At 38.5% G+C, this 20,262-nt stretch carries 17 protein-coding genes and 1 pseudogene; 9 read left to right on the top strand and 9 right to left on the bottom strand.

The window, feature by feature from the left end:
* Positions 1-27 precede the first annotated feature (27 nt).
* The gene (locus MHI53_RS10440) at positions 28-1,353 is read right to left on the bottom strand and encodes an alpha-glucosidase/alpha-galactosidase (RefSeq protein WP_340373417.1); all 1,326 of its coding nucleotides are present in this window, start codon (positions 1,351-1,353) and stop codon (positions 28-30) included.
* Positions 1,354-1,481: 128 nt separating this feature from the next.
* Between MHI53_RS10440 and MHI53_RS10435 the strand changes: the two genes are divergently transcribed.
* Entirely contained in the window at positions 1,482-2,375 is an 894-nt protein-coding gene (locus tag MHI53_RS10435; RefSeq protein ID WP_340373416.1) for an AraC family transcriptional regulator, read from the top strand.
* 406 nt (positions 2,376-2,781) lie between these two features.
* Here the strand turns inward: MHI53_RS10435 and MHI53_RS10430 are convergent, their stop codons facing one another.
* Both MHI53_RS10430 and MHI53_RS10425 read right to left on the bottom strand, forming a co-directional pair.
* Positions 2,782-3,243: a GNAT family N-acetyltransferase gene (locus tag MHI53_RS10430; RefSeq protein WP_340373415.1), complete on the bottom strand. Its 462-nt coding sequence runs from the start codon at positions 3,241-3,243 to the stop codon at positions 2,782-2,784.
* A 344-nt stretch (positions 3,244-3,587) separates the two neighbouring features.
* Positions 3,588-4,988 (bottom strand): MFS transporter, encoded by a 1,401-nt coding sequence (locus MHI53_RS10425; protein WP_340373414.1) that lies wholly within the window; start codon positions 4,986-4,988, stop codon positions 3,588-3,590.
* Between the two features lie 493 nt (positions 4,989-5,481).
* Here MHI53_RS10425 and MHI53_RS10420 point away from each other — a divergent pair, with 493 nt between their 5' ends.
* Positions 5,482-5,670 carry a YetF domain-containing protein gene (locus MHI53_RS10420; protein WP_340373413.1) on the top strand — a complete coding sequence of 63 codons (189 nt, stop codon included), beginning with the start codon at positions 5,482-5,484 and terminating at the stop codon, positions 5,668-5,670.
* Entirely contained in the window at positions 5,663-5,869 is a 207-nt protein-coding gene (locus tag MHI53_RS10415; protein WP_340373412.1) for a YetF domain-containing protein, read from the top strand. Before MHI53_RS10420 ends, MHI53_RS10415 begins: the two co-directional genes overlap by 8 nt.
* 325 nt (positions 5,870-6,194) lie before the next feature.
* On the opposite strand, the gene MHI53_RS10410 is transcribed toward MHI53_RS10415, so the two are convergent.
* From MHI53_RS10410 to MHI53_RS10395, 4 genes and pseudogenes are all read right to left on the bottom strand, one after another.
* Positions 6,195-6,449, bottom strand: coding sequence for a hypothetical protein (locus MHI53_RS10410; protein WP_340373411.1), 255 nt, complete (start codon positions 6,447-6,449; stop codon positions 6,195-6,197).
* Positions 6,450-6,572: 123 nt separating this feature from the next.
* A pseudogene (locus tag MHI53_RS10405) lies at positions 6,573-6,784 on the bottom strand (sugar ABC transporter ATP-binding protein); the annotation flags it as partial.
* 1 nt (position 6,785) lies between these two features.
* Positions 6,786-7,838: a Gfo/Idh/MocA family oxidoreductase gene (locus tag MHI53_RS10400; RefSeq protein WP_340373410.1), complete on the bottom strand. Its 1,053-nt coding sequence runs from the start codon at positions 7,836-7,838 to the stop codon at positions 6,786-6,788.
* 23 nt (positions 7,839-7,861) lie between these two features.
* The gene (locus tag MHI53_RS10395; RefSeq protein ID WP_340373409.1) at positions 7,862-8,587 is read right to left on the bottom strand and encodes a ThuA domain-containing protein; all 726 of its coding nucleotides are present in this window, start codon (positions 8,585-8,587) and stop codon (positions 7,862-7,864) included.
* 1,147 nt (positions 8,588-9,734) lie between these two features.
* On the opposite strand from MHI53_RS10395, the gene MHI53_RS10390 reads away from it, so the two are divergent.
* From MHI53_RS10390 to MHI53_RS10370, 5 genes are all read left to right on the top strand, one after another.
* Positions 9,735-10,727 carry a LacI family DNA-binding transcriptional regulator gene (locus tag MHI53_RS10390; protein ID WP_340373408.1) on the top strand — a complete coding sequence of 331 codons (993 nt, stop codon included), beginning with the start codon at positions 9,735-9,737 and terminating at the stop codon, positions 10,725-10,727.
* Between the two features lie 159 nt (positions 10,728-10,886).
* Entirely contained in the window at positions 10,887-12,116 is a 1,230-nt protein-coding gene (locus tag MHI53_RS10385) for an extracellular solute-binding protein (protein WP_061141642.1), read from the top strand.
* Positions 12,117-12,132: 16 nt separating this feature from the next.
* Positions 12,133-12,996 carry a sugar ABC transporter permease gene (locus MHI53_RS10380; protein WP_340373407.1) on the top strand — a complete coding sequence of 288 codons (864 nt, stop codon included), beginning with the start codon at positions 12,133-12,135 and terminating at the stop codon, positions 12,994-12,996.
* Entirely contained in the window at positions 12,996-13,817 is an 822-nt protein-coding gene (locus MHI53_RS10375; RefSeq protein WP_061141644.1) for a carbohydrate ABC transporter permease, read from the top strand. Before MHI53_RS10380 ends, MHI53_RS10375 begins: the two co-directional genes overlap by 1 nt.
* 49 nt (positions 13,818-13,866) lie before the next feature.
* A complete protein-coding gene (locus MHI53_RS10370) occupies positions 13,867-15,540 on the top strand; it encodes an alpha-glucosidase (RefSeq protein ID WP_340373672.1) in 1,674 nt (557 codons plus the stop codon).
* Positions 15,541-15,733: 193 nt separating this feature from the next.
* On the opposite strand, the gene MHI53_RS10365 is transcribed toward MHI53_RS10370, so the two are convergent.
* Positions 15,734-16,990 carry an ABC transporter permease gene (locus MHI53_RS10365; RefSeq protein WP_340373406.1) on the bottom strand — a complete coding sequence of 419 codons (1,257 nt, stop codon included), beginning with the start codon at positions 16,988-16,990 and terminating at the stop codon, positions 15,734-15,736.
* 243 nt (positions 16,991-17,233) lie between these two features.
* Here MHI53_RS10365 and MHI53_RS10360 point away from each other — a divergent pair.
* Positions 17,234-18,582, top strand: a protein-coding gene (locus MHI53_RS10360) for an IS3 family transposase (protein ID WP_340373405.1) whose coding sequence is annotated in 2 segments (ribosomal slippage) — positions 17,234-17,678 and positions 17,678-18,582 — 1,350 coding nt in all. Because the reading frame shifts where the segments join, the coding sequence is not laid out codon by codon here.
* Positions 18,583-18,671: 89 nt separating this feature from the next.
* Here the strand turns inward: MHI53_RS10360 and MHI53_RS10355 are convergent.
* Positions 18,672-20,069, bottom strand: a complete 1,398-nt coding sequence (locus tag MHI53_RS10355; RefSeq protein ID WP_340373404.1) for a right-handed parallel beta-helix repeat-containing protein — start codon at positions 20,067-20,069, stop codon at positions 18,672-18,674.
* Between the last annotated feature and the right edge of the window lie 193 nt (positions 20,070-20,262).

Below are 20,262 nucleotides of genomic sequence, written 5' to 3'. Positions count from 1 at the left end.
TGTTCTGGTATTTAACTTCAGAAAGTTTTACTGTTTGATAGCTTTTTTATCCATTTTATATTCCGGGAGCATCTCGCCATGCGCTTCAATTAAGTCGTCACACAAGCTGATAATATCATCCATGGAAAGCTCAGCCGCCGTATGAGGATCAAGCATAGCGGCCTGATAAATTTTTTCGGATGATTTTGTCATAGCTGCTTCAATGGTCAATAGCTGTGTATTGATATTTGAGCGGTTCAACGCTGCAAGCTGTTCCGGAAGTTCACCCATATAGGCTGGTGTAATGCCATTTCGATTCGCAATACAAGGCACCTCTACAACTGCTTTTTCCGGCAAATTGGAAATGAGGCCGCCGGTATTTAACACGTTGCCGCCAAATACGAATGGTTCGTTCGTTTCCATCGCTTCGATAATGCGCGATCCATACTCTTTGGAGCGCTCATGCGTTACATTTTCGTCATTCATCAGCTCTTCTTTCGTTCTTAACCAATTGGCAATTTGTTCTTCACATCGACGTGGATATTCATCTAGGGGAATATTGAATCGTTCAATTAATTCAGGATATTTGTCTTTAATGAAAAAAGGATGATATTCCGAGTTATGTTCAGAAGATTCCGTCACATAGTATCCGAATTTGTCCATTAGCTCATAGCGGACCATGTCATGATGCTTTGATTTTTGCTTTTCTTTCGCCCGTTTCTTAATTTCAGGATATAAATCCTTGCCATTGGATTTGATTTCAAGCAGCCATGCCATATGATTAATGCCGGCAATTCGTTCTTCAATGTTTTCGTATGGAATAGCAAGATCTTTTAGTAGATCGCTTGTACATACTTGAACGCTATGGCATAAGCCAACCATTTTCACATTTGTATGCCGTAAAATAGCTCCTGTTAGTGTGGCCATCGGGTTTGTGTAATTCAAGAGCCAAGCATCCGGGCAAACTTCTTCGATATCCTTAGCAATCTCCAGCATGACGGGAATCGTACGCAGCGCACGGAACAGTCCCCCAATTCCAATTGTGTCGGCAATTGTCTGACGGAGGCCATACTTTTTCGGAATGTCAAAATCAATGACTGTACTCGGCTTGTATCCTCCGACTTGAATGGCATTAATCACATATTTTGCACCATGCAATGCTTCTTTTCGATCTGTGTATGTCTTGATCGTAACACCGGCATTTACTGTTCTTTTCAAAGCGTTGAGCAATACTCCTGATTCTAAAAGACGGTCGGGGTCAATATCGAACAAAGCAAATTCAAAATCCTGGAGGGACGGAGACAACATGCAGTCACCCAATACGTTTTTGGTAAAAATGGTACTTCCCGCGCCGATGAATGTAATCTTTTTCATTTGGCATCCTCCATTAAAAGTTAGTGTTGAAAATTTAGTAAATTTTAATTAACATATTGTTAAAATAAATAATACAGCGCTTCCAATATCCAGGCAATGGTAAATAAAATCGGAAAAGAGGTAATATATTGCTATCTCGATCAAATGACCATAACCATAGCTTTGTCTATCATATTTCAAAAGAGCCTTTAACTGAGGCAGCTCTGATAACCTCCATCGGTTTGGAAAAACGAACGTCGACTGATTATTACTGGGATGGCCGTATGCGACCAAATGATTTAAAAACGTGTATTTTCCAATATACACTGAAAGGATATGGAGAAGTCCGGGTAGGTGAAAAAACGTATGCAATTAAACCTGGCGAAGCATTTATCGTCAAAGTACCAAGTGAACATTGTTATTATCTTCCTGAAAAAAGTCCGGAGTGGGAATTTATCTTCATTACTCTGAAGGGAGATAAAGCCGAGGAATGCTGGGACCACCTGATCAAACAATTTGACTTGGTCATCCCAGTGGATGCCAATGCCCCGTTAATTTTTTTGCTGCAGAAAATCTATCAATTTGCGTTAAATGAAGGCATAGAGGATACCTTTACTTCTTCTGCATTTGCCTATGAATTTATCATGGGACTATACCGTTTTGCGAAAGGACTGGATAGCCCACAACCTGGGATACCGGATGATATCCTGATGGCGATTCAGTTCATGACGACACGCTATCAGGAACCGCTATCATTGGAATCCATCGCCAAGCATGCCGGACTGTCCAAATACTATTTTACGAATAAATTCCAAAAGTACATGAAAACGACCCCTATTCAATTTCTGACGAAGATACGGATACAGAAAGCAATGGAACTCTTATCAATCACAAATAAGACGATTCAGGAAATCGCAACGGAAACGGGCTATGATAATGCGAATTATTTTAGTAAAGTTTTCAAGAAAATGATTGGCAACTCTGCAGACAGTTTTCGAAAAGATAAGAAAATGCCGGAATTTCAGCATGTCATTATTGATTAGCTATGTAAGTCGAGAGAATGGATCTGCCCCACCTCATTCTTGTTTCTTAATAAAAAACCATCCGTGTAACAAAAGGACAAGTACGTCCCTAATTTCAAGCTGCCATGAAATCCACAAAAGGCCCCATAATTTTAAACAAATTTACCCTTAAAATCTGTCATTCATTCAATTAATTATGTTAAGAGCGTATTTTGAATCAATTCATATCAATTATTAGCGTTAACATGGATAAAACCGATCGATTTCATCCATTTCCGAGATCATCATGGTTATATAACCGACAGGCTTCCTTCATTTTGATGCATCTCCTATTTTGTCAGGATAGGAGATGGTTTTTACATGTATTTTTTAGAAGTCCATCCTTCTATCCTTAAAAACACCCCTTATTCATTCAGGAGAACCGTCGTTATTTTAGAGGCAGAAACCACACATCTTCTTGTCCATATACATCTCCTGTGGGAAGGAAGCCAAAACGTTTATATAATTCCCGTGCATTTTCGTTTTCTTTGAATACCGTGAGCCGAATTTCTTTACAACCAGTAAACCTTTTCGCTATCCAATGAACCATCTCAGACAGTGCCGCCCTGCCATACCCTTTACCTTGATGACTCTCATCAATCATGAATCCGTTTATCCAATACATATTCGCCGTATTTTCATCGTAAGCATGCATGATAAAGCCGATCATCATCTTTCCGTCATAGATGGCGAAAGGCAAATAAACGATATTATCCCCATCTGGTTTTATATAAACTTTAGCAAGTGATACGGCTACTGGCGGTACAAAGTTCCTTTGCCGTTCCTTCACTTTCAGTGCCAATGCCTCTTCCCAATTTTCTCTCGTTACACATTTCAAGCGTACTTTCATAAATTTCACCTCCAATTTTGTTTGACATACTTCTTTATTAAATTCAAGACTGATATGAAAATGCCCTTTTCTATTTCCTCCGATATTTTGGATAAAAATCGCTCCGCATTTCAGTCTAAGATCATTAATTGGGGAATGAGCAAACCACTTGCCGGATGATGCTTCCAAATTAAGCAAGAACCTTTGTTTGAATGGTCATTTCCATCCATAACTCCTTCGTGTTTCCTCATGACTTTATTGATCGTGATTACCAACATAAAACAAAAACCCGAAATACAGACGCTCTTGTTCGAGTGTCTATATTTCGGGTAGTCATTCGGCTGACTGATGTTATTTAATTACACTTATTTGTCTCTGTGTTCATTTTGCCACCATAGTGAATCTTTTGGATTTTCAACTGCTTCCTGAAAATCGGATTTAGATGCGACTGTTGGGTAAGACCCTTTTAGGGATTTTCCTGAAGTACTATCGAACAAGAATAATATCACTAAAAATCCGATAACACTCACCACTGTCAGATAAAATCCAGGTGCTAAGTTATTTCCCGTTTGGTGAACAAGCCATGTGCAAACCAATGGAGTGGTTCCGCCGAATATTGAAACCGAGACATTAAAGGTCACTGACAATGTCCGATATCGAATATCCGTATAGAACATCGTTGGTAACGATCCGGGTATCGTGCCTTCATAGGTTGAAAGCAGTACACCTAAAATGAAGATCCCTAACGAAATAAATACTAAAGCACTCAAGTTTATCAAATAAAAAGAAATGGCAGATAATAAGGTTAATCCGCCTAAACCGATTAATAAAATCGTCTTGTTGCCTATTTTATCACTGAGCTTTCCAAACATTAAAGTTAGCGGCACCATGATTACCATGATAACTGTAATTAATACGGTTCCTACAGTACTCGATAATCCAATGATCGTATCTAAATAAGAAGGCATGTATGATAATAGCATATAGCTTGTAATATTAAAGAAGGCAACAGCTACAAAGCATACGATAATATCTTTCTTGTGATTTTTTAGAATAGATAGGAAGCCCTCCTCTTGGACTTCGTCACCAGAAAGTTCATTTTCAAAAATCGGTGATTCTTCTAAACTTTTTCTTAAATACAATCCAATCAGCCCTAAGGGTAAGCCGAGTAGGAATGGGATTCTCCAGCCCCATGAGGCCATCTGTTGATCAGATAAAACAATAAAGAGTGCACTGGCAAGTATTGAAGCTAATATATACCCTGTCAGCGTACCAATTTCCAAACCACTACCAAGCATATTACGTTTATTATCTGGAGAAGATTCTGCAATATAGACCATTGCACCAGCGTATTCCCCGCCAGTTGAAAAACCTTGAATAATTCTGGCGATCAATAAAAGGATCGGCGCCCAAATACCAATTTGATCATATGTAGGTAATAAACCAATCAGTAAAGTTGAAAAAGCCATCAAAATGATCGTGGTTGTTAAAACGACTTTTCTTCCTAATCTATCTCCGATTTTACCGAATATAATACCGCCAATGGGGCGCATTAAAAAAGCGATGGCAAAGGTTGCAAAAGTGAACACTAATTTTAGCTCATCATTCTCAACAGCACTAAAAAAGTTTTCACTAATGATAACAGCCAAATAGGAATATAAGCCAAAATCAAACCACTCCATGGCGTTTCCCACACCTGTGGCAAACACACTTTTCTTCGCTGTTTGAATATCCACAACGTTGATTTTTTTCTTGTTAAACTTCAATAATCATGTCACCTCCATGCGATGCGTTTGTACAAGAATGAGAAATGAAGACTAGCTGGAGCAAAAACAGATCTCGAGTATTCCCTCTCAGGTTATCCCAAATAAAAAACTGTGCAAACAATTCCAATATTAGACTGCTTCACCAAAAACAGAAAAGCCTTTGGACATTCATTATTTTGATACAAAAACAGAATTATATTCATTCATTTGCTTACAATAGCCCTTTTGGATGATACCTCCGCTGCAAAGAGAAGAAAGCAAGTGAAGAAATACGCTGGCGTCTTTATATGGATACATTTTTTTGCGATCCCATAAAAACCAAATTTCTCTCCTTCGATACCCCGTATCCATTCGTTCAACCCATTTTCCTTCAGTCCATAAATCTCTACTCTATAATAAAAAGTGCCATTATAGAAAAATTAATCCTAGTACTATTTGGTTTAAATCTTGTCAATAGGGGAGAAATAGTACAGTAGATGAGGTGATTCAATGATTGATTTGCCATTTGCCTTTGGGGGTTTTTATAGAGGTTTGCGCCCTGAAAAAAGATAGCATGAAAAAGTTGCTCAAAGGGCAACCTTCATTGATAATCCGTAATGGCGAATGGGATATGAAACAAATGAAAAATAATCATCTGGATCTTGAACAGGTACGTACCATGCTTTCTTCGGGAAGTGCCTGATTTATATCTTGAGCCAGGCGGGGGAATCAGTGTAAAGCTTCATACGGAGACAGGAAGTGTCACACCTGATATGCTTGGACTGGATTCTGGAGATGAACCTCCTTCTATCTTAGTAATCGAGGACGGCAAAATAAAAGAGGAAGAACTTCAATCCGTAAAAAAATCAAAAGAATGGCTTATGAAGAAGCTTCAGAAATAAATTTATAAAACGAATGAGACTATTCTCTATGGGGAATGGTCGGAAACGGAAGGATTTTTTATCCAAACCTATCCTTCAAAAAATCCTTAGTGTTGTATTAGATGGACTTTTGGCATCTACGAATGCCTACATAATAAAATGAGGACAGATGGTGCTTCATCAGGAACAAGACTTACGACTATGCAGACGTTTTGTTGTGGCCATAGGAGTCCCTCATTTTCGCTTAAAGTATTGAATGACTATCATCGACCATCAGACAGTAGTACTGTCTGATGGCTTCTTGATTCGTTTTATATTTTTGGCGCATCTTGCCATTTTCTTCAATTTAGTCGTCACACTTGCTGATGATATCATCATTGAAAGTTCTGCCGCTATATGCGGATCCAGCGCATCGCTGCCTGATATAATATTTGGCCATTTTTGTCATCATGGCCTCTTCAATGGTCAATAGATATGTATTTGAACGATTCAGCGGCGCAAGCTGTTCTGGAAGTTCACCCATATACGCTGGTGTAATGCCATTTCGATTCGCGGCAAGGCACCTCCACAACTGCTTTTTCCGGCAGATTGGAACAAACAATCCTTATCCTTCACAATTTATTTATAAAGCAATATATCTCAAAGTCCATACAAGTATTATTAGAGACTGCTTTCTTTTTAATGGTTTCGATAGTAAGCGAAAAACGAATACCTTTATTACGATAGTATTTGGTGAGGCTTCAATGAAAACTGGCTCATCATGAAAATCTTCTGGACGAACGCCTACAATCAGTTTTTTACCTAAATATACTTGCTCACGTACAACTTTCATTTTCCTTCCGGCACCTTGATAGACGCTCGACCCATTTGATAGATAGCCTTTTTTAAGCTACCAGTAAAGAAGTTCATCGCAGGAGAACCAAGGACCCCGACAATATTAAACTGCTGCCTCTTTTATCGCTAAAAAGGTACTTACCATTTGTTTGGTTTCATGAGATTCTAAAGCGGCTAGAATAACAGATAGGGATTTTGCCCCTTCCTCACCTGAAACGGCTGGCTCTTTATCTTCTACGATGGCATCTACAAATTGCTCAATCACATGTGAGTTATCTTGGCCGCCCTCATCGTTTGATTGAATTTTGCCCAGCTCATAATTGGCAACTTCCCCTGTTGCGTATTGAACGATTAAGGAATACGTTGGATGATCTTCTATACGAAGAATTCCTTTCTCACCGTAAATAATCGTGGAGTTATCTTCTTGTCCAACGTACGCCCAACTAGCTGCGAGCGTTCCAATAATTCCACTTTCCGTTTTCAATACACAAACCGCATTGTCATCGACATTGGCAAAATCTTTGGCACTCGTTTGTACAAATGCACCTACTTCAACGATTTCTTCACCAAGAATGTAACGAAGTAAATCTGTTTTATGCACACCCAAATCTCCCATGGCTCCAATAAACGCTTCATTCTTTTTAAAGAACCAGCTCTCTTTACCGTCAACACTCCATTGCTCAGGCCCCCCATGACCAAATGCGGTCCGGAAGCTGTAGATTCTTCCCATTTCACCACATTCGATTAGTTCCCGTGCTTTTTGATGTGATGAAACGAAGCGTTGATTATGACCGATCATAAGTTTTTTGCCACTATCTTTTGCTGCTTGAATCATGGCCTGAGCTTCTTCCTTTGATGTAGCCATTGGTTTTTCACACAATACATGAACGCCTTTTTTTAACGCTAATATGGATATGGGTGCATGCAAATAGTTTGGCGTGCAAACACTCACTGCGTCCACCGTGCCGCTTGCGAGTAATTCTTCATGATTTTTATACGCTTTTGCACCATATTGCTTGGAAACTTCAAGGGCGCGCTGTTCATTTATATCACAAACCGCTACGATCTCGACTTCTTTGTTCATTTTATATTCCGGTAAATGGCGGTGTTGAGCGATACTTCCACAACCGATGATTCCTACTTTTACTGTTTTCATAATCAGTTTCCCCTTTAATAGCCTTAATTTTTCACTGCAATTCGTTCCAGTGGTTCAGCATTTCCGTATATAGGACGTTTTCTGTCAACTGGGTGTGCCCATTTCACGCCATTCATAATGACACGTTGAATATCTTTATTGTGATAGGTTGGATACGTTTCATGGCCTGGCCTAAAATAAAAGACTTTTCCATTGCCTCGTGTATATGTGCAGCCACTGCGGAAAACTTCCCCGCCTTCGAACCAACTCGTAAAGACTAATTCGTCTGGAGCCGGGATGTCAAAATGTTCCCCGTACATTTCTTCTTTTTCTAATTCGATAAACTCTCCAATTCCTTCTACAATTGGATGGCTTGGCGCTACAACCCACAGACGCTCTTTCTCATCCGCTTCACGCCATTTCAAATCACAGCTCGTCCCCATTAACGCTTTGAATATTTTGGAAAAATGACCAGAATGCAATACGATTAAGCCCATCCCATCCAATACACACTGTTTGACCTTTTCAACGACTACGTCATCTACTTCATCGTGAGCTAAATGTCCCCACCAAATCAGCACATCTGTTTCTTCTAAAACAGCATCTGTTAAACCATGTTCGGGCTCATCCAATGTAGCTGTTTTTGTATGGAATCCTGCTTCTTGCAAAAAGGCAGCAATTACACCATGAATACCTTCAGGGTAGACTTCCCTTACAACTGGATTTTTTTGTTCATGTCGATTTTCATTCCAAACAGTTACTTTTACCATCTTAAAAACTCCTTCTCATTTTAATTTCAAGTATTGGTCTTATTTTCTGTAAATCTCCAACTTTATATGCGGTAGATTCGGCCTACACAGAACTAAATCGTCAAAGCAACGTAAACGTTTACGTTGCTGAAAGTGGGTTCTGCCTCATAGGAAATGATGGCAAAATCAATGTTCGTGAGTAGACAGCCCTTTCATCACTTGAACAGAATGCGGCTTTGAGAACTGGTGGTTACTGTTGAATCAACATCATTTAGCGAATCCGGAAATCGATTACCCAGGGGGATTGGCGAAAAGAGATCTCCTGTTGTAATCTTTCTCAACATCAATTCGCTACATTGACAGCAATAGCGTAATAATCTAGTCTCTTCCAAACTTTTCTAAGCACTGCTTTTCTTTCCGAATGCCAGAAACAGTTACAACGGCTTTCTTTGCTGCATCTTTACTTGTAATTTTCACCCACCTTCTGCGTAAACGTTTTCTAAAAACACCCTAGCACATGCGTAAAACGTTTTCAATGATTTTTCAGATATTTTCGAATTTTATTTCTTCACAAAATACTCCGTTACTGCAAAATTAAGTATGGTTAATCCGCTATGGATAGACAGTAATAACAAAAAAGTTACTCTGTTGATTGATGAATCAGTCCTAATAAACGGAGCCTCTTCCTTCTGAACGAACCCGGGGTCTAACGGAAGTCGAGCTTATTTTCAGCCGCGAACTTCCGCTTCCAAAAGACGCTTCATTTATCCTGATTCAGAGCTGAGGTTTCCCTTGTTTGGTTCATCTTCCATCGCCAAAGCCTGGTTTTTCTCCCAAAGAAGTAGAAATAATCGCCTATATGCTTAGATAATTTCTGTTCTAGATATTTTTTTATATTCAGTGATTGTTTTTTTGATTTCGTTTATGTGGTGCATTTACTATCTTGGGCATTTCTACATATCTCGAGGCCGCTATAATTATCACCGGTGACCCTTCCCCACCCTTTTCCACTGCTTTTATAATATTTGTCTTTTTTAATGATTGCCTATGAAACCATTCAAACGATCTGTGTTAGAATATTCAAATTTTGAAATAAATTGTATTGAAACCGCTTTATTTATATGTTACTGTTTTTTAAGAAAACGTTTACGTAGAAAGTTGGTGCAACATGTCGATTACCATTAAAGATGTAGCAAAACAAGCAAATGTATCCGTTGCGACTGTTTCTCGTATTCTAAATAACTTGCCTGGCTACTCGGATGAAACACAACAGCGAGTGAAAAAGGTAATCGAAGAGCTTGGTTATCAACCTAATGCCGTTGCTCGAGGTTTAATTAATCGCAAAACTAAAACGATAGGAGTACTCGTTCCCAATGTATCCGATTTATTTGCAAGTGAGGTTTTAGCCGGAATCGAAGAACAGGCACATGAGTTCGGTTACAGTGTAATGATCTGTAAAACGAATCATGATGGTAAACGAACGATCAACTACTTGCAGGCATTGTATGAAAAACGAGTGGATGGCATTATCATCGTCAGTGAATTTATTACGCTAGATTACTATAAAACAATTGAAACAAATAAAGTACCGGTTGTATTAGTAGCCACAGAATCAGAATATCCACTTCCATTTATTAAAGTAGATGATTATCAAGCTGCTTACGATGCCACTACATATTTAGTAAAAAAAGGCCATGCTGATATTGGAATGATTGCAGGTACGGAGAGCGATGTCATTTCGACAACTCCACGTATTGAAGGCTTTAAAGATGCATTAAATAACGTTGGAATAACAGTGACCAAGGAAATGATCACGTTTGGAGATTTTTCTTTCAAGAGTGGTATTGAGGGGATGAAGAACTTATTGAAAAGTTACCCGAAAGTAAGAGCTGTATTTTGTGCAAGCGATGAAATGGCTGTAGGTGCATTATCACTATTATATAAAAAAGGCATCAGTGTACCGGAAGAAATATCCATTATTGGATACGATAATACCGCTACAGCCGAGAAGGCCATTCCCCCGCTTACGACGGTAGCGCAGCCCTTATATAAGATGGGTAAAGATTCCATTCAACTTTTATTGAATCCAACTTTAAAAATAAACCAGCGTTATCCCCATCATATTGCGGAACGTGATACAGTCCGTGCCTATAGCGATTAAAAAGGAATGTATGAATTGGGGTGGACATAGTGATTGCACTATTATCACTCCAATTATAAACGGCTTAACGTAAACGTTTACTCTAAATCATTAATAGCATTTAAGTAAACGTTTACTTATGCATAAAATAGACGAAATTTTCAGACGGGAGTTACGTATATGAAGAATAAGTGGCGTTGCCTCTGTACTACAGCATTTATAGCCAGTTTACTTGCAGGATGTACGAATCAAACGACGGCCGATGAAAAAATCCATATTGAATTTTTTCAAAATAAGCCTGAAGCTGTAGCGACATTCGATCAGTTAATTGAGAGGTTTGAAAAATTGCACCCCCATATTGATATTGAACAGAATAACGTTCCTGATTCCGAGACGGTATTACGGACGAGGTTGGTGAAAGAAGATGTACCGGACCTTTTAGCGATTGGAGGTAATGCTACGTATGGAGATATTGCAGAGGAAGGATTATTTTACGATTTTTCAAAGGATCCAGCGATCAATAAAGTTATACCGGACTATGTTAATATGCTCAATTTATTAGGCAGAACGAGTAATGAGGATAATGGAATTCCCTTTGCGACGAATGCTAATATGCTTTTGTATAACAAGGATAAATTTAAAGAGTTAGGCTTACAAGTCCCTGAAACATGGGATGAATTGATTAACCTATCGAAAAAGATTCAAAAAGAGGGAGAATTACCTTTTTATTTTACGTACAAAGATGCTTGGACTGCAATGGTCTCTTTTAATGCTTTAGCAGGTAACTTGCAGGGGGACGGCTTTATTCAAGACCGCATTTCCAATAAAACAACTTTTACGGAGCGTTACAAGGAAACTTCGGAAAAAATGCTTACATTGCTCGATTACGGTCACAAGGATAATTTTGGTCGTGACTATAATGCAGGCAATCGGGCGTTTGCAAATGGCGATTCAGTTATGTATATCCAGGGAAGCTGGGCCATCTCAGCCATTAAAGCCATTAACCCAGATATAAAACTCGGCTCCTTTCCCTTACCTGCATCCAATGATTCTTCTCAAAACAAACTCGTATCGGGTGTAGATACTGCATTAACGATGTCCAAAAATACACCACATAAAAAAGAAGCGTTAATGTTCATTCATTTTTTATTAGAAAAGGAAAATTCACAGTATTACATTAAAGAACAAAACAGTTTTTCTGCTGTTAAAAATGTTTTACAAAATGATGAAGCTTTAAAGGAGCTAAATCCTTATTTTGTACAACAAAAAATTACTGGTTTTCCGGAACACTATTTCCCTGCTAGTATGCAGGCAGCCAATTTAGTACAGGATTTTTTAATTAAAGGAGAAGTCAAACCGTTCCTTGCAAAACTGGATGATGAATGGAATAAAGTCAAAGCGAGAGAGTGACAAGGGGGAAAAACGAGTGGTCAAACAATCCAAGACCTATTACTGGATGGTGCTTCCAGCATTTTTAATATTTTTTGTATTTCATACAGTTCCAGTTTTTCAAGGAATGATTTATAGTTTTACAAATTATAAAGGGTATGGGGATTTTAATTTTGTTGGCTTGAAAAACTATGTGAATTTATTCCAAGACCAGCGTATCTTGGCATCCTATGGCTTTACATTTAAATTTGCCATTGTTTCCACTTTACTCGTAAATATCATTAGTTTGGCCATTGCCATAGGACTTAATGCCAAGATTAAATTTCAAAATACACTTAGAGCCGTGTTTTTCGTGCCGAATATTCTAAGCGTATTAATCGTTGGGTTTATCTTTAATTACCTATTTGCATTTTTCATTCCTCAAATTGCTGAAAAGCTGGGCATCACATCTTTAACACAAAATATTCTTGGTAACCCGGATTTAGCATGGGTTGGAATTGTGATTGTGGCTGTATGGCAAGCCGTGGCATTTAATACCATTCTCTATTTGGCAGGATTACAAACGATTCCAACCGAATTATACGAAGCTGCCAGTTTAGATGGGGCGGGGAAATGGAAAAGTTTTAAACACATTACATTTCCACTTATTGCATCTTTCTTCACCATAAATATGGTGCTCGCGATGAAAAACTTTTTAATGGTGTTTGACCATATTATTGCAATGACAAATGGAGGTCCAGGTCAATCAACGGAAGCCATTTCGGTATTGATATATAAAGGGGGCTTCTCAGGGGGGGAATTCGCTTATCAGGCGGCAAATTCCGTGGTCTACTTTATTTTAATTGTGGTTATTTCAATCCTCCAAATTAAATTCCTTCGAAAACGTGAGGTGGATATGTAATGGAAAGCAAAAAAATAAATTGGCCTATAACCATACTGCTCATTATTTGCTCATTGGTTATCTTATTTCCCCTCTACCTTACAATCGTGACAGCATTCAAGTCACCAGATGAAATGAGCAACTCACTTTTGGCACTGCCCCAAACATTACGATGGGAAAACTTCGCCGAAGCCATTCGCCTGACGAATTTTTTCCAATCTATTAAAAATAGTTTTATCGTTACCGTTTTTACAGTTGCTCTTACCTTACTGACTAATTCGATGGTGGCTTATGCCATTGCCCGTAATATGCATAGACGATTCTTCAAGTTGCTTTATTACTATTTTGTCAGTGCGATGTTTGTACCTTTTCCGATCATCATGTTGCCTGTTGTCAAGCAAACGAGCCTATTTGGATTGAATAATATGACAGGACTTATCTTTCTCTACATTGTATACGGCTTGGCTTTTAATATTTTTATTTATGTGGGCTATATCCGTTCGATCCCTAAGTCATTGGAAGAAGCAGCTTATGTGGATGGCGCAAGTATTTGGACAGTTTTTTGGAAAGTCATTTTTCCGTTATTAAGCCCAATCAACGCAACAGTCGGAATTTTAACATGCTTGTGGGCATGGAATGATTTTATGTTACCGCTTGTTATTTTAAGTGATCGTGATTCGATGACATTGCCGCTGGTCCAATATGTATTCCAGTCACAGTTTACAACCAATTATAACTTAGCATTTGCCTCCTATTTAATGGCACTCTCCCCTATGGTCCTTGTTTATATCATCGCTCAAAAATGGATTATTAGTGGCGTGACGAAAGGTGCTGTTAAATAACGGCAGAATGAGACTTAAGAAACAAATTAAAAGTGGAAGGAAGATGAAATTGGAGAGAAAATGGTGGAAAGAAAGTGTTGTTTATCAAATATATCCCCGGAGTTTCATGGATAGTAATGGGGACGGAATCGGCGATTTGCCTGGAATTATTTCAAAACTTGATTATTTACATGAATTAGGAGTCAATGTCGTTTGGCTATCCCCTGTTTTCAAATCTCCAAACGATGATAATGGCTATGATATTAGTGACTATCAAGACATTATGGATGAGTTTGGTACCTTGAATGACTGGGAAGACCTTTTAGAAGGATTACATTCACGAAATATGAAATTGATGATGGATCTTGTTGTTAATCACTCATCGGATGAACATAAATGGTTCATTGAATCCCGTTCATCAAAAGATGATCCTTACAGAGACTACTATATTTGGCGCCCCGGCAAAGATGGAAAAGAGCCAAACAACTGGACATCGGTCTTTAGTGGTCCAGCTTGGCAATATGATCAAGAAACAGATGAATACTACCTTCATCTGTTTAGCAAAAAACAGCCTGATTTAAATTGGGCAAACCCTGCGGTAAGAAAAGAAATTCATGACATGATGATATGGTGGCTTGATAAGGGCATTGATGGTTTTCGAATGGATGTGATCAACCTCATTTCCAAAACGGAAGGATTGCCCAGCACGCCAGGCGGAAAGCGATACGATTGGGGCGGCGATTTCTTCATGAATGGTCCTCATGTCCATGAGTATCTGCAGGAGATGAATCGTGAGGTACTTTCGAAATATGACATGATGACAGTCGGCGAATGTCCTGGGGCATCGGTTGAAGATGCCACTAAGTATGCGAACAGTGAAAGTACTGAGCTAAATATGATTTTCACATTCGAGCATATGGATTTGGATTCAGGACCAGGCGGGAAATGGGACGTACAGCCTTTAAAGCTGGACGATCTTAAAGAATGCATGACAAAATGGCAGAAAGGATTGGAAGGAAAAGGTTGGAATAGCCTATATTTAAACAACCATGATCAGCCAAGAATGGTCTCTCGCTTTGGCAATGATACATCTTACCGAGTGGAATCCGCAAAAATGCTTGGAACCTTCCTTCATATGATGCAGGGAACGCCTTATATCTACCAAGGTGAGGAAATAGGCATGACAAATGTTACATTTGATCTTGATGATTACAAGGATATCGAGATTCTGAATATGTACCGTGAAAAAGTGATAGAGGGTCAAGAGGATCAAGCTAAAGTAATGGAATCCATTTATATGAAAGGCCGTGATAACGCCAGGACTCCCATGCAATGGGACGATAGTCAAAATGCAGGTTTTACTACAGGCACTCCTTGGTTAAAAGTGAACCCAAACCATGCGGAAATTAATGTGAAGCAAGCATTGGAAGACTCGAGTTCCATCTTTTACTACTATCAGAAACTAATTAAGCTAAGAAAAGAACATGACATAATTGTGTACGGTGCATATGACCTTGTATTAAAAGAGAATGAGCAAATATATGCGTATACACGTACATTGGATCATGAAACATTACTGGTTCTATGTAACTTTACAGAGGAAGCGGCCCCCTTTGAATGGCCAAGGCATCTGAATGGTGAAGCTGGACAACTGTTAATCACTAACTATGCGGATCAAGGCTGTGATACGATTTCTTCAAATACATTAAAACCTTATGAAGCCCGCGTTTATCTCTCGAAGTAACTTCTAGCCGAAAAAACTTACCCACTAGGTAAGTTTTTCCCATTTTTCCTAGTGCTAAGATGCACTCTACAGCGATATAGCCTTTTTTTTGGATGTTGCTCCATCCGCAAACTCAATCCGATCTACAAACCTGTATCTTTCTTTTTGCTCCCGTAATTCGGTCCTATCCAATTCTTCTTCCATACGGTAATCATTATTTTTTGACATGAATTTCACTGTCAATTGGTACTTGCATATTCTCTTCCTCTTCCTCACTCGCATTATTTCTGTCTCTATTTGATGAATATACAATGAAAGCAATGATGATGGCGAGGGTGACAATGAAATAAACGGATATGGCGAATAAAGCCGTGCCGAGTCCTGCTTGCATCCTGCCATTATAATATAGCAGCGCCCTCATGCCATCTACCATATATTTCGTAGGCAGGATATAGCTAAATATGCGATGGACAATAGGCAGGGTTGATAATGGTATCGGTCCGCCACTTGAAAAAATGCCCATGATGTTTATTGGAAACATCACAAGCATTCCCCATCCACCAAAGATTAAGGAAAGCGATTTGAATAAGGAAATCATGGTCAGACAGCAGAAAAAGGAAAATGGATAAATCAAAAAAATGCTGGACGTGTGTGAACTCCCAAAGAAGCCAAAAACACCTATTTGGGAAACGGAGGAGACACCAAAGGCTAAAATGATGCTAAATATCATTTCTGCTTTAAGGATTTTTGTATAGCTCAAGGAAGAATCATTGTTTTCAAGATCGCCGTTTGCTTTCCTAAGGTACCCGCGAATCATATTTGCCCCCATCATCCCTGTTATCGAAGAAATGATGACCATTACGAATGGCGTCATTCCTTTATTGAGATTATCCGGAAGCCCAAGGACATTTTCCGTCTTGAACTGAACTGGATTATCCATCAGGGATGCGTTTTCAGGGGACAAAGAAATTCCTTTTTGATTTAATATAATTTTTATTTCACCGCTGACTTCCTGGTTTGTGGACGCAGCAACCAGTTGCAGGACGTTGCTTGCAATCATGGACGATGATTGGCCAATCCCTTCATTTAATAAAATCTTCAATGTTGCTGGTTTTCCCGTTTCTTTTCCTGACAGTAGCGATTTTTGCACCTCGGAAATTTCTTTTGAAAAATTAGCCGGAATAATTAGTGCACCATGTGCCTGATTGTTTTTTAATTGATTCAATGCTTTTTTCTCTTTGTCAGCGGCCTTCCAATTAAAGGAGTTTCCATTTTGTTTTTCTTTAAGTTTCATTAATATAGAGGCTCCAACAGTGCCTTGATCTTGGTTCACAAAGATTAAGGGAACATTTGGTACATTTTTATTCGCGCCACTAAAGACAGGTAAGTAAACACTTATCATGATTAACATGAGTAATGTAATTAACCAAACTGGAAACCAAGCAGATCTTAGCTTAAATAATTGTTTCACAATTTTCTTCACCTCACTCAGGATTAAACCACTTTCATATAGCTATGTCCGATAATGAATACAATTATGATAAGGTTCAAAATCGGTTTTTTTGCTATGTTAACCAAACCAACCAATGATTCATTATCAATCAAACCTAGAATGCAGATCTGCCGATTTTTTCTTTTGCAATAAAAAAAGGCAACCAAATTGAACTGCACCCCAATTGTTAGACAACATCTAACAATTGGAGGTGCAGTTTTTTTGACTAAATATACGATGGATGAAAAATTACATGCAGTTTTAGAGTACTTGGAAGGGAAAAAATCCTATAAATCCATTGCACAAGAAAGAAATGTAGGTTTATCCCCTCTGAAAGGATGGGTCGCTCGCTATCTTGAACATGGGATGGAAGGACTTGCTTCATCCTATACAAATTACACTCTGCCCTTTAAACTAGAGGTACTTACATATATGAACGAAAATAGGGCATCGATCAGCGAGACCGCTGTACACTATAACCTTCCTTCCGATTCTATACTTTGGAATTGGGCAAATCAGTTGAAGGAAGGAGGTATAGACGCCCTTAAACCAAAGAAAAAGGGGCGTCTATCCATGAAAAAAGAAACCAAGAAAACATCGCCAGCTAAAGGCTCTCAAGAAGCACTTCTTGCAGAATTAGAATACTTACGTGCAGAGAATGCCTATCTAAAAAAGTTGAATGCCTTAGTTCAAGAAAAGGAAGCCCTACAAAGAAAGAAAAAGCGACAGTAGTCCATGAACTAAGGAAACAATTTAATTTACATCTACTTCTATCCATTTCTAACATGGCACGGAGTACATACTATTATTGGGTAAACGCCTTCGGGCGTGAGGATAAATACACAGAAATTAAATCCCTTATCGAAGAGATTTTCCATACGCATAAAGGACGTTATGGGTATCGAAGCATCACCCTAGAATTACGTAACCGAGGTGCTCACATCAATCATAAAACAGTTCTCCGATTGATGAATGAACTAGGATTGAAGTCTTTGGTTCGCATGAAGAAATACCGTTCTTACAAAGGGAAAATCGGTAAGATTGCACCCAACATTTTAGCACGTGATTTTAAGGCGGAAAAGTCCAATGAAAAGTGGGTAACAGACGTCACAGAATTCCATCTTGTTGGGGAGAAACTATATTTATCGGCCATTCTTGATCTGTTTAATGGAGAAATCATCGCCTTTAATATGGAATCTCGGCCTGTTTATCCGCTCGTTTCTAAAATGCTGGATAAAGCTTTTGACGGCTTGGAATCGAAAGATTCACCCATTCTTCATTCAGATCAGGGCTGGCATTACCAAATGAAACAATACTCTCATAAATTGAAAAGACATAACATTACACAAAGCATGTCCCGTAAGGGAAATTGTCTCGATAATGCGGTCATTGAAAACTTCTTTGGCCTATTAAAATCCGAGTTACTCTATCTTCAAGAATTTGAAAGCATGGTGCATTTCAAACAAGAGCTAGAAGAATATATCCATTACTACAATCATCAACGAATCAAGGTAAAATTAAAGGGGATGAGCCCAGTAGATTACCGGGTTCATGCCCTCAAGGCTGGCTAATTAAATAACGTGTCTAACTTTTTGGGTTCACTTCAAATTGGCAGCCTTTTTTTTATGTTAATAAGGGAGTTTATGTTAACCTGCGACATTCAGTCTACAATGGACTTTGCAGGTGAATCTTTTTTCAGCCTAAAATCATATTTATTCGAATTAACAAATCCAGGATCTAAATAACTGGATTTTGCATCACTTTTTGAGGCTTTTTTGAAAATAGGAAAAGATGTATAGTCTTCTTCCTTCCAAACCCATATCCCCTTTTTTCCTTTTTCTTGATGAAATACATTCTTCACTAGATCATTTTCTTTATTTGTTGAAAAATAGTTAGCGATGAATATGCGGGATGGTCCGGCAGTCAAAATATTCTTTTCGATCACGTTGTTACTTATATCATGCTGCAATAAAAGCTGGCCACCATCGATACCCTTTGTATCATTGCGATACATAATGTTTTGCGAGATAAGAGAATTTTTAGTCCCGCCCCGCTTTTCATCATACCCTCCAATTGATATTCCTGTGAAAAAGTTATGATATATCGTATTGTTTGTTATGTTTATCTGATCAGCATATTTTCCAGGATGCTCTGAGGTTGCTTCTATTCCGATATCGCTTTGATAAACGGTATTTTTTTCAATGGCTATATTCTTCCCGCCATCCACATAAATTCCTGCGGCGGAATACTCTTCCCCATAAGCTGGATTGCCAAAAGAAGATATTTCATAAACCCGATTTTTTTTTACGACTCCATTACGTACAAAGTCAGCATTTTTATCAGTAGAGGTGCCTTCGTAACCAATCAGATCAATGCCGATATTGTCATTTCGGCGAACTATGTTGTTTTCCACCTTAAAGCCGTCAATGTTTCCATTAAGAACAAGAGATTCGCTGAAACCAAGTTTTAAATCTTCTACTGTATTTCCCAAAACATTTATGTCTCTCATTTTACCTGTTCCGTAGATCGCGATTCCATGACCATTGCCATCAGCTGCACGTGTTTTTATCCGGTGCACATGGTTATGTTCCAATGTAATGTGACTGCTGGACCCTGTTACATAAATCCCCATGACTGTTTCATCCGATAAATCGGTCGTTAAATCCTGTATCATCAAACCTTTTATTGTAAGATTATTTTTATTATTAATCGTAATTAAGGATGTATCACCTTCAACATCCTTTGAATTTTTCCCACTAATAATCACTTTTTCCGTTTTGTAAGCTCTAAAAATGATTGGTTTTAATTTTGTTCCGCTATGTTTCACGACTAGCTTTTCATTGTAAATTCCTTTTCGTATGTAGACAGTCGTCCCTGCTTTCGCTTCAGAAGCGGCTTTATTGAGTGTGCGAAATGGCTTTGATTTTGTGCCGGCACTTTGATCATCTCCATTGACAGCAACATAGATGGCCTTATCCTTCTTGGCAATCGCATGATTCAAGACCAACCCGATCATGATAACAGCTGCAGCCAAGAACATTAATATAATTCTTTTCATTTAATCATTCCTTATCCATCAATTCATACCTACATAATATTGACTTGAAATTAGCGAAATGGCAAAATTTTTATCATTAAGGAAAGTTACTTTCAAGTGAACGACAAGCAACGGCTTCTATTGATCATACATTAACGTCTTGTTACACCTGAACGGAAAACAAAAAAAACGCTCCAAATTAAATGGAGCCTTT

Origin of the sequence: Peribacillus sp. FSL E2-0218, assembly GCF_037992945.1 — a bacterium.
Lineage (GTDB): Bacteria > Bacillota > Bacilli > Bacillales > DSM-1321 > Peribacillus > Peribacillus simplex_B.
This window is presented reverse-complemented; position numbering and strand designations above follow the sequence as displayed.